Below are 11,231 nucleotides of genomic sequence, written 5' to 3'. Positions count from 1 at the left end.
CGACATAATCCTCGACCTTGGCGGCCAGCGTCTGGCCGCGCGTCAGGCGCACGAAGATCGGCGTGGCGGTGACACCGATGGCGATCATGGCATTGGTCAGGCTGGGGCCGAGGAAGGCCGCGAGCGCGATCGCCAGGATCAGGAACGGCACGGCCAGCATGGCGTCGACGATGCGCGACAGCACGGCGTCGATCCAGCCACCGGCATAGCCCGCCAGCAGGCCGAGCGGCACGCCCGCGCCGACGGCGATGCCGACGGACACGAGGCCAGCACTGAGCGAGGCTCGCGCGCCGAACAGCACGCGGCTGAGCACGTCGCGGCCGACCTCGTCGGTGCCGAACCAGTGCGCGCCGGTCGGCGGCAACAGCCGTGCCGTCAGGGCGATGGCGTCGGGGTCGTAGGGCGCGATCAGCGGCGCCGCGACGATCAGGACCAGGACCAGCAGGCAGATCGCGCTGCCGATCAGGGTCAGCGGGCTGTGCCGCACCCGGTACCACAGGAAGCGCAGCGACGGCAGGCGGTTGCCGGCGGCGGGGATGGCGGCAGCAGCGGTGGGCAGGGTCATCACCCGACCTCGCGGATCTGCGGGTCGAGCAGCATATAGGCCATGTCGACCGCGAGGTTGACCAGGACGTAGCCGATCGAGGCGACGACGGTGAAGCCCATGATCGCCGGGAAGTCGAGCGTCTGGATCGAGGTCACGACGTAGCTGCCCATCCCCGGCCAGGCGAACACGGTCTCGGTCAGGACCGCGCCGTACAGCAGGTCGCCGAAGGCGAGGCCCAGCAGCGTCACCGACGGGATCAGCGCGTTGCGCAGGGCATGGCGCAGGATCACGGCACCGCGGCGCAGCCCGTTCGCCCGGGCGGTGCGGATATAGTCCTCCTGCAGCACGTCCAGCATCGAGGCGCGGATCTGCCGGGTGATGATGCCGAGATTGACGAAGCCGAGCACGAAGGCCGGCAGGATCAGGTGGCGTACGGTGCTGCGGAACGCCTCCCAGTCGCCGGCCAGCAGGGTGTCGACCAGGTAGAAGCCGGTGACCCGGTCGGGCGGCAGCACGTCGAGCGCGATGCGGCCGCTGCCGGGCAGCAGGTCCAGCTTGGCGTAGAACAGCATTATGAGGGCCAAGCCGAACCAGAAGGCCGGCATCGAGATGCCGGCGATCGAGATGGTGCGGGCGACCTGGTCGATCGGCCCGTCCTTGTACACGGCCGACAGCACACCGAGCGGAATGCCGGCGGCGATGGCGAAGATGAGGGCGCACAGCCCCAGCTCCAGCGTCGCCGGCATGAAGGTGCGGATGTCCTCGGCCACCGAACGGCGAGTGTGCAGCGAGATGCCGAGATCGCCATCCAGCAGGCCGCGGACATAGACCGCGAACTGCTCCGGCACCGGCCGGTCGAGCCCGAGCTGCCGCCGGACATTGGCCAGCGTCTCGTCGCTCGCCCGGTCGCCCGCGATCATCCGGGCCGGGTCGCCCGGGATCAGATGCGAGATGGTGAAGGTGATGACGACGACGCCCAGCACCACGAACAGCAGCAGGGCCAAGCGTCGCACGGCGATCTGGACGAACGGCATCGGCATCCGCCTCCGCTTCGGGTTCGGCGGCTATTCGCTCTTCGACATCTCGGCCAGATTGTACACCTGCAGCAGCATCGGGTTGTAGACATAGCCCTGCACCGCGGCGCGCCGCACGAAGATGTCGTTCTTCTGCATCAGCAGGAGATAGGGCGCGTCGGCGATGGCGATCTTCTGCGCCTCGATGTACAGCGCCTCGCGCTTCGGCTGGTCGGTGATCTCGGCCGCCTGCCGCACCAGCGATGCCACCTTGTCGTTGTTGTAGAAGGCGCGGTTGCCGGGCCCGCCCATGCGCGCCGGGTCGAACCAGTAGTTCATGAACATGTAGGGGTCGGCATAGTCGGGGGTCCAGGCGCCGGCGGTCAGGTCGTACTTGCCCTGGGCGGCCTGTTCGCGCTTGGCGGTGTCGGCCAGGTTCTGCAGCTCCAGTTTGACGCCGATCTGGGCCAGCCCGGCCTGCAGCGCGATGCCCACCGGCTCCCACACCGGGTCGGCCTGCGAGAAGGTGTAGGTCAGGGTCAGGTCCTTTACACCGGCCTCGGCCAGCAGGGCCTTCGCCTTGTCCAGGTCATAGCTGTACTGGAAGGCGTTCGGGTCGTGGCCCCACAGCCCCTGCGGCACCGGCCCGCGCATCTGCACCGCTTGGCCGTGCATGACGCCGTCGACCAGCCCCTTGTAGTCCATGGCGTAGGAGATGGCCTGCCGCACCCGGACATCGTCCAGCGGCGGCTTGCGGTTGTTCATGTAGATATAGTCGACATAGAGGCTGGGGTTGCTCTCGACCACCACCGCGGCGTTGTCCTTCATCGCCTCGGCCTGGTCGACCGGCACCTGCTCGATGATATCGACGTCGCCATGCTCGATCTGCAGCCGGCGGGCGGAGGATTCGCGGACGATCTTGAACACGATGCGCTTCAGGGCCGGCGCCGCCCCGGCATAGTTCGGGTTGCGGTCGAGGATGATGGTCTGGTTCCGCTCCCAGCTGGTCAGCGTGTAGGCGCCGCTGCCGGCGGTGTGCTCGGCCAGCCAGCCCTTGGCCTTGTCGCCGTCCTTCTCATGCTCCATCGCCTTCGGGTTGATGATGGCGGCGCCCGAGGTGGCCAGGGCGGACAGGAACGGCGCGAACGGCTTGGACAGGGTCATCCGCACCGTCATCGGGTCGACCACCGCCACGTCCTGCAGGGTCGGGAAGGCATCGGCCGGGCCTTCGCCCAGCCCCTTCAGCCGGTCGAAGCTGAACTTGACCGCGGCGGCGTCGACCGGCGACCCGTCGTCGAATTTGTGGCCGTCGGCCAGGGCGAAGGTCCAGACCAGGCCGCTGGCATCCGACGTCCAGCTCTTGGCCAGTTCAGGTTCGACCTCGGTGGTGGCGCCCTTGTACTTCACCAGCCGCTCATAGGCGGCATAGGTCAGGGTGTAGCCGTTGTTGGAGATCTCGATGCCGGGATCGCAGCTCGGCGGATCCTCCGCCTTCGCCACCACCAGGACGTTCTTCGCCGCCTGCGCGGCCGATCCGAACATCGCCGGCACCATGGCCGCTGCCACAAGCATGGCGATGCCGACGGTCTTCACCTGTCGCTTGTTCATGTGTCGCGCCCCTGTTTGCACGACGGTTCGCATCCTGCCGGACCCGCGAACCGGATACGACCGCCGCGTTTGCCGATTATTTAAGAATTTTTCCTACCCGCTAATTTATTGACGCTAAGCACCAACATGGGCTTCGTCAAGCGGCTCGATCTTCTCGGCTTCCAGCACGGTGGCGGTCAGGTCCTGCTCGGTCATGGTGCAGACGCACAGGATCCGCGCCGGCGTGTCGCCGACGCTGACATAGGCATGGCCCATGGTGCTGTCGAAATAGATGGAGTCCCCAGCCTTCAGGCGCGCCGGGGCATACAGCTCGGTGTGCAAATCCAACTCGCCGGACAGGACATAGGTGTATTCCTCGCCCGGGTGTCGGACCAGGTCCTCGAACTCGCCGATGGCGCGGGCCCGTACCAGCCCGATCATCGGCACCATCTTCTTCCGCGACAGCTCGGCGCAGACATAGAGGTAGTCATAGGTGCGGGTCTGGATCGTGCGGCCTTCGCCCTGGCGGCTGATGGCGCGCCGGCCGCGGCCGCCGGCACCCTGGGCGGGGGACGGGGTGCCGAACAGCTCGGAGATATCGACCTTCATGCCGTTCGCCAGCTGCAGCAGCTTGTCGTAGGTCAGCGACATCTGGTTGTTCTCGACCTTCGACAGGGTCGAGACCGCCAAGCCGGTCATGGCGCTGACCTGGGCCAGGGTCCAGTCGCTGCGGCGGCGCAGGTCGCGCAGGCATTCGCCCAGACTGGGCTTCGGGTCGGTCATGATCGGTGCCACGGTTCCTCGGGGCCGCCACCATAGGCACCGCCCAGTTTCCGGCGACAGGGAAATTGCCGATCTGGCCGTTCCGGCGGTTTTGCCATCTTGCGACCAGCCTTGCTTTTCCTGATTACGAAATTGCGCGCTGCTCGGCTTCGAGGAATTTTCGACCCGACATAGTGCTTTTCATGCTTATAAAAATATGCGTCACTTCGGGCAACACAGCGCGAACCGGGAGGCATCATGGCGCGGCCGCATGGGCATGGGACGATCCTGACCTCGAGCGATTTCGGGGCGACCACGGTGTTCGCCTGCGGGCTCGACCAGCGCTTCTGCTACTGCGCCTATGTGCCGGAGGATTACGACGAACACGGCAGCGACCGCTGGCCGCTAGCGGTGATCGTGCACGGCACCGAACGCGGCATGCAGACCTACCGCGACGGCTTCGCCGATTTTGCCGAAAAGCATGGCGTCATCGTGCTGGCGCCGCTGTTCCCTGTCGGCATCACCGAACCGGGCGACCTGTCCAGCTACAAGCTGCTGCGTGCCGGCGACCTGCATTACGATGCGGTGCTGCTGGCCATGGTGGCGGAGATGCAGGCCAAGTACCGGATCGAAGGCGACCGGGTGCTGATGTATGGCTTCTCCGGCGGCGGCCATTTCACCCATCGTTTCCTCTACGCGCATCCGGACCGCCTGCTCGGCGCCTCGATCGGCGCGCCGGGCGTCGTCACCCTGCTCGATTTCGAGCATGACTGGTGGGTCGGCGTGCGCAATTTCGAGGCGGTGTTCGGCAAGAAACTCGACCTCGACGCCATCCGCCGGGTGCCGGTGCACATGGTGATCGGCGGCGACGACACCCAGACCTGGGAGATCACGATCAAGCCCGGCAATGCCTGGTGGATGGAGGGGGCGGATATCGCCGGCGCCAACCGCCAGGACCGGATGCGGTCGCTGCGCCGCAGCCTGGAAGCTCAGGGCGTCGCGGTGCAGCAGGACACCATCCCCGGCATCGGCCATGACGACCGCACGATGCTCGGCGCGGTGAAAAGCTTCTTCGGCGATGTGCTGGCGGACCGGCGCAAGGCCGCTTAGCGCCGGGACCGAAAAAACAGGGGGCAGGGATGAAGACGGCGATCGGCGGGCTGGCGCTCGCCTTGGTCCTGAATTTTGCAGTTGGCGCCGCGGCGCAGGACACGCCGCGTCCGGGCGGCACCATCACCGTGGCGCTGACCGCCGACATCCGCAGCACCGATCCTGGCATCAACCGCGACAGCAACACCGACACGGTGCTGCAGCATGTCGTGGAATCGCTGGTCGGCTACCGCAACGATCTGACCGTCGGCCCGGCCCTGGCCGAATCCTGGACCGAATCCGACGGCGGCCGGACCTATGACTTCAAGATCCGGCAGGGTGCGCTGTTCCACAACGGCAAGCCGGTCACCTCGGCCGAGGTGAAGTGGAGCTGGGACCGCCGCTGGGCCGATGCCGCCTGGCCGTGCCGGCGGATCTTCGACGGCACCGCCGGGCTGAAGGTCGATGCGGTCGAGACGCCGGACCCGCAGACGATCCGCTTCCGCCTGGCTGCGCCGAACGCCCTGTTCCTGGCCCAGCTGGCCAACTTCCAATGCTTCGCCACCGGCACCGTCAGCCCGGACAGCCTGAACCCGGACGGCAGCTGGAACACCCCGATCGGCAGCGGCCCATACAAACTGGCCTCCTGGAAACACGGCGAGGCGGTGACGCTGGAGAAGTTCGCCGGCTACAAGCCGCTGTCCGAACCCGCCAGCGGTTATGCCGGCGCCCGCATCGCCTATGCCGACACCATCCGGTTCCAGATCGTGCCCGACCCGTCGACGGCGGAGGCGGCGCTGGCCGCCGGCCAGGTCGACCTGCTGCCCAGCCTGGCGCCGGCGCAGATCGACCCGGTCAAGGCCAATGGCGGGACGGTTGAAACCGCGCCGGGCCTCGGCTGGTCGGCGATCCTAGTGCAGACCCGCGACCCGCTGTTGTCCGACCCGCGCATGCGGCTGGCCCTGGCCCATGCGATCGACATCAAGCAGATCGCCCAGGCCCGCACCTACGGGCTGGCCGACGCCAACCCCTCGGCCGTGGCCAAGGGCATGGCCTTCTACGATGACGGCTTCCTGGCCTGGCCGGATTACGACCCGGCCAAGGCGCAGGCGCTGCTGCAGGAGGCCGGCTACAAGGGCCAGCCGATCACCATCCAGACCAACAAGCGCTATGACGGCATGTACGACAATGCCGTGCTGGTGCAGGCGATGCTGGCCTCGGTCGGCATCGATGCCCGGCTCGAGGTGCTGGACTGGGCGACCCAGCTCGACAACTACACGTCGGGCAAGTTCCAGCTGCAATCCTTCAGCTATTCGGCGCGGCTCGACCCGTCGCTGATGTACGGCATCCTGATCGGCAGCAAGGCTGATACCCCGACCTCGCAATGGGACGACCCGCAGGCCGCGGCCCTGCTGGCCCAGTCGGTGCAGACCGACGACCCGGCGGCGCGCAAGGTGGTGCTGCAGCAGCTGCATGCGCTGATGGCGCAACAGGTGCCGATCCTCGGCCTCTATTACGACGTGGTGGCCGATGCCACCGGCCCAAAGCTGAAGGGCTATCACCCCTGGTCCGGCGGCAAGCCGATCCTGTGGGGGGCGTGGAAGGCGGAGTAGAGGGCTTCCAGGCGTAGCCGTGATCGAGATACGAGGCTCAGGCCGAACGTATTGAGTCCCCCCTCCCGCGAGAGGAGGGGGGAAATAGGAAAGCCCTACCCGGCCGCCCCGTGGCCCGCCGGCACGCTGCGGTCGCCGTCCACCAGCACGCTGAAATCCGCGCCTTCCCAGCGCTCGCCGTCGGTCCAGCGGACGGTGAAGCGGATCAGCGTGCCGGCCGGCGCCGTGGCGGTCGGCAGGTCGACGATATGCAGGCCGAACGGGTTTTCCGCCGTCACGGCGTCCTGCGTCGTCGTCCAGTCGTCGAGGCTCCAATGCACCAGCGCGGCCGCCGGCAGCTCGATCCGCAGCCCCTTGCCCGACGGCAGGGTGCGGCGCTTCTGGTTGAAGCGCCAGGACCGGATCGGCGAGACCACCTTGTCGACCTGGTAGCGCTGCACCGGCTGCGGCGGCAGGTCGAACACCTTGCCGTCACGCAGCGAGCGCAGCAGCTTGATGTGTTCGGAATGGGCCCAGACCAGCGGCATGGCGCTGCCCGAGGGACGGCCGCGGAACAGCTCGCGCTCCGGCACATCCTCGTCGTCCCACACCTGTTCCGGCAGCAGCCCGCCATCGCCGGCTGACTGCTCCATCGTCGCCAGCAGCGCCTTCGCCGCCGCCGCCCGCCCGGCCGCCAGCTCGTAATGCGCGCGTTCGCCGGTCAGCAGCGGCCAGGGCCGGCCGATGCCGGTGCCGTCGAACGGCCCGCCATCGGCGTGTTCGCCATAGCCGTCATCGTTGTAGCGGTACCAGATCGGCCCCTGCGGCAGGTCGGCCTTCAGCGAGGCGTCGATCGCCTTGACCGTGTCGACGATCCGCGGGTCGTCGGCGGCGCGCAGGCCGAAGCGCACCAGCGCCAGGGCATCGGGACTGATCAGCAGGCTAGCCTTGCGCGCATCATCCCCAGGCGGCCGGTTCTTGACCGGCACGAAGCCGTCGAGCGGCGAGGCGACATCCGCCGTTTCCACCGGGGCGATGCGGACGTAATAGCCCTTGAGGCCGAGTTCGCTGCAGATCGCGGTGCCTTCGGCGAAAGTCCAGCGTTCGACCTCGTCGTTCCACAGGTCGGCGGTCTCGCGCAGGCATTGCGCCTCCGCCGCCCCGCCCGACAGCTCCAGGATATCGGCCGCGGCGAGCAGCGCCGCGATCTCGACCGCCAGGGTGAAGGGCGAATAGCCGGCATCCTCCTCCCACCGGTCCTGGCCGGTGACCGGGCCGTTGCGCAGCACGAAGCTGGCGGCGCGCCGCACCATCGGCACGTAGCGGTCGAGCGCTTCCCCCTCCAGATGCCCGCCGCGGCGCAGCATGTCGGCCAGCAGGATCGGGAAGGCGCATTCGTCCATCTGCACGCCGCCCCAATAGGGCGCGCCGTCGAGCCAGACATTCTGCGACCAGTGGCCGTCCGCCTCCTGGATCGTCTGGAGATAGGACAGGATCGATCGCGCCTCATCCACCGCGCCGGCGGCAAGGAAGCCGCCCGCCGTCTCGACCAGGTCGCGCGGCCAGACCAGGTGGTAGCCGCCGAGATCCTCGTCGCCCTTGTTGAAGCCCCAGGGGATCGACAGGCTGGCGATCACCGCGCCGGCGAAGCCGAACGGCCGATGGGTGGCCAGCACCGACGTGCTGGTGCGATAGGCGTTGGGGGCGGAACCGGCGATGCCGTCGAGCGGTTCCAGCCCGGCCTGCCAGCCACGCCAGGCCTCGACATAAGGATCATGCGAGGCGTCGAAGCCGTTCTGCAGGCTGGCCAGCGCGTGATGCGCCGCCTCCTCCGGCCGCACGCCGAAGCCCAGCGCCAGCAGGATCCGGCCGTCGCCGGCCGCCGCCAGGTCGAATTCCCCGGTCAGGCCGACATTGCCGTCTTCGGCCCGGCGATAGGTCTCGTTCAGCTCACCATGCTTCGACAGCTCCTGCCAGCCATCCGACACGCCGACATAGCCGACCGAGCGGGCGCGCCACGGCACCGAGGCGACCAGGGCCAGCGACACGCCATTGGTGCCGCGGGCGAACAGCATGGGCGTGCCCTTGTAGTCTTCGACCCAGCCGGTGTTGTCGGCGCCGGCATTGACCAGATGCGGCGCCAGCAGCGCGAACAGCCGGTGGTCGGTGCGCTCACCCTCATGCACGGTGAAGGTGATCTGCTGCAGCAGCACCGGGCGCCGCGGGTCGGTCAGCACCGTCTTCTCGATGCGGTAGCGGCCGTCGAGCGCGGTGTTGACCATGTGGAAGGCCGGCACCCCGGATTCGAGCATCCGGATCTCCGACCGGGTGGCGCGCTTCTCCTCCGAGAAATAGCCATCGGCGCCGGTGACGATCAGCCCGAGGTCGCGGACGCAGGCGGTGTCGATTCGCGGGAAGTAGACCTCGTTCAGCACGCCGTGGCTGAGCGTGAACCAGATCCGGCTAGCCCCGGTCAGGGCGGTGCCGACACCGGCCTTGGCGCTGGACGTCCACCGGGCCGGGCCGCCCGGCGCGCCCGGCGGCTGCTGATCGCCTTGATCCACTGCGAACCCTCCCACTTCGGCCCGATCGCCGCAGCCCGGCCTTTCGGACTCGAAACCTTTGCGATGCGAGCGCACGATCGTCACGTTGATGTGTTGTACGCTTGTGGATCGAACCATACGCTGGCGTCGTGAGCGTATGGTCAATTTGACCCACAACTCAATCGCTTGTGCGCCACCGCGCCGGAAGAGAACGAAGAGGATCGAGGATATGCAGCTCGGGGTGATCGGACTCGGCCGTATGGGCGGCAACATCGCGCGGCGGCTGATGCGCGCGGGCCACCAATGCGTTGTCTTCGACCGCAGCGCCGACGCCGTGAAGGCGCTGGCCAGCGACGGCGCGACCGGGGCGACGGACCTGAAGACCCTGGTGGCGGGGCTGACCGCGCCGCGCGCGGTCTGGGTCATGCTGCCCGCCGGCGGGCCGACCGAGGACACGGTGAACGCGCTGGCCGGCCTGCTGAGCCCCGGCGACATCATCATCGATGGCGGCAACAGCTTCTACAAGGACGACATCCGCCGCGCCGCGACGCTGGAGCCGAAGGACCTGCACTATGTCGACGTCGGCACCTCGGGCGGCGTCTGGGGGCTGGAGCGCGGCTACTGCATGATGATCGGCGGCACCAAGGCCGCGGTCGACCATCTCGACCCGATCTTCGCGGCCCTGGCCCCCGGCAAGGGCACGGTCGAGCAGACGCCGGGCCGCGACGGGCGCGATCCTCGCGCCGAGCAGGGCTACATCCATGCCGGGCCGGCCGGCGCCGGGCACTTCGTCAAGATGGTGCACAACGGCATCGAATATGGGCTGATGCAAGCCTATGCCGAGGGCTTCGACATCCTGAAGAACAAGGATTCGACCGAGCTGCCGGAGGCCGAGCGCTACACCCTCGACGTCGCCGACATCGCCGAGGTGTGGCGCCGCGGCAGCGTGGTGTCGTCCTGGCTGCTCGACCTCAGCGCCATCGCCCTGGCCGAGAATGCGAGCCTGTCGAACTACACCGGCTCGGTCGCCGATTCGGGCGAAGGCCGCTGGACCATCATGGCGGCGCTGGAGGAGGCGGTGCCGGTCGACGTGCTGTCGACCGCGCTGTACGCCCGGTTCCGGTCGCGCCAGGAGCACACCTTCGGCGAGAAGCTGCTGTCGGCCATGCGCAACAAGTTCGGCGGCCACATCGAACGGCCGGCGGGCGGCTGATCCATGGCTGCGATGATCTCTCCCGACTTCGAGAAGCCGGCCGGCACCCCGGCCGCGCCGCCCTGCACCTTCGTGATCTTCGGCGCTTCGGGCGATTTGACCGGGCGCCTGCTGACCCCCGCGCTGTACCACCTGATGCGCGAGGGGCTGCTGGATCCCGGCTTCGAGATCCTCGGGGTCGACCGGGTCGAGAACAACGACGAGGGCTTCCGCAAAACCCTGGGCGAGGCCCTGCATACGCTGGGCGCCGATGCCAAGAGCGGCATCGACGAGGCCGCCTGGGACCGGCTGGCCGCCGGCATCCACTACCTCACCGGCGACTTCGCCGACCCCACGACCTATGAGGGGCTGGCGGGGCATCTGGCCGGCCGCGGCAAGGCCACAGGCCATGCCAACGCCATCTTCTATCTGGCGGTGGCGCCGCGCTTCTTCGCCCCGATCGCCGCGGCGCTGTCGACCGCCGGCCTGCTGCAGGAAAGCGACACCGCCTTCCGCCGGCTGATCGTCGAGAAGCCGTTCGGCACCGACCTGGCCTCGGCGAAGGATCTCAACGCCAAGCTGCTGGCCGTGGCGTCGGAGAAGCAGATCTACCGGATCGATCACTATCTCGGGAAGGAGACGGTCCAGAACATCATGGCCTTCCGGTTCGGCAATGGCATGTTCGAGCCGATCTGGAACCGGGACCATATCGAGTGCGTGCAGATCACCGCGGCCGAGACGGTGGGGGTGGAGCGGCGTGGCCGTTTCTACGACGGCACCGGCGCGCTGCGCGACATGGTGCCGAACCACCTGTTCCAGCTGCTGTCCATGGTGGCGATGGAGGCCCCGAACTCCTTCGACGCCGACGCCGTGCGCACCGAGAAGGCCAAGGTGGTCGAGGCGGTG

9 protein-coding genes are annotated in these 11,231 nt (G+C 68.1%); 4 read left to right on the top strand and 5 right to left on the bottom strand.

Going from position 1 to position 11,231, the window contains the following annotated elements:
* From AC3XYG_RS31720 to AC3XYG_RS31705, 4 genes are all read right to left on the bottom strand, one after another.
* A partial coding sequence (locus tag AC3XYG_RS31720; protein WP_489143879.1) for an ABC transporter permease occupies positions 1-565 on the bottom strand: 565 nt, incomplete at its 3' end.
* Positions 565-1,581, bottom strand: coding sequence for an ABC transporter permease (locus AC3XYG_RS31715; protein WP_489143878.1), 1,017 nt, complete (start codon positions 1,579-1,581; stop codon positions 565-567). The genes AC3XYG_RS31720 and AC3XYG_RS31715, both read right to left, overlap by 1 nt.
* Before the next feature lie 30 nt (positions 1,582-1,611).
* Positions 1,612-3,168 (bottom strand): ABC transporter substrate-binding protein, encoded by a 1,557-nt coding sequence (locus tag AC3XYG_RS31710; protein WP_489143877.1) that lies wholly within the window; start codon positions 3,166-3,168, stop codon positions 1,612-1,614.
* Between the two features lie 114 nt (positions 3,169-3,282).
* Positions 3,283-3,930, bottom strand: coding sequence for a helix-turn-helix domain-containing protein (locus AC3XYG_RS31705; RefSeq protein ID WP_489143876.1), 648 nt, complete (start codon positions 3,928-3,930; stop codon positions 3,283-3,285).
* A 237-nt stretch (positions 3,931-4,167) separates the two neighbouring features.
* Between AC3XYG_RS31705 and AC3XYG_RS31700 the strand changes: the two genes are divergently transcribed.
* Positions 4,168-5,019: a hypothetical protein gene (locus AC3XYG_RS31700; RefSeq protein WP_489143875.1), complete on the top strand. Its 852-nt coding sequence runs from the start codon at positions 4,168-4,170 to the stop codon at positions 5,017-5,019.
* Positions 5,020-5,048: 29 nt separating this feature from the next.
* On the top strand, positions 5,049-6,611 hold the full coding sequence (locus AC3XYG_RS31695; protein ID WP_489143874.1) for an ABC transporter substrate-binding protein: 1,563 nt from the start codon (positions 5,049-5,051) through the stop codon (positions 6,609-6,611).
* A 95-nt stretch (positions 6,612-6,706) separates the two neighbouring features.
* On the opposite strand, the gene AC3XYG_RS31690 is transcribed toward AC3XYG_RS31695, so the two are convergent.
* The gene (locus AC3XYG_RS31690; RefSeq protein ID WP_489143873.1) at positions 6,707-9,154 is read right to left on the bottom strand and encodes a glucan 1,4-alpha-glucosidase; all 2,448 of its coding nucleotides are present in this window, start codon (positions 9,152-9,154) and stop codon (positions 6,707-6,709) included.
* A gap of 88 nt (positions 9,155-9,242) precedes the next feature.
* Between AC3XYG_RS31690 and gnd the strand changes: the two genes are divergently transcribed.
* Positions 9,243-10,346, top strand: coding sequence for a phosphogluconate dehydrogenase (NAD(+)-dependent, decarboxylating) (gnd, locus tag AC3XYG_RS31685; protein WP_489143872.1), 1,104 nt, complete (start codon positions 9,243-9,245; stop codon positions 10,344-10,346).
* Positions 10,347-10,349: 3 nt separating this feature from the next.
* Positions 10,350-11,231: glucose-6-phosphate dehydrogenase (NADP(+)) (locus AC3XYG_RS31680; protein ID WP_489143871.1), on the top strand; the 882-nt coding region annotated here is incomplete at its 3' end.

The sequence above is a fragment of the Inquilinus sp. genome (genome assembly GCF_057815775.1).
This window is presented reverse-complemented; position numbering and strand designations above follow the sequence as displayed.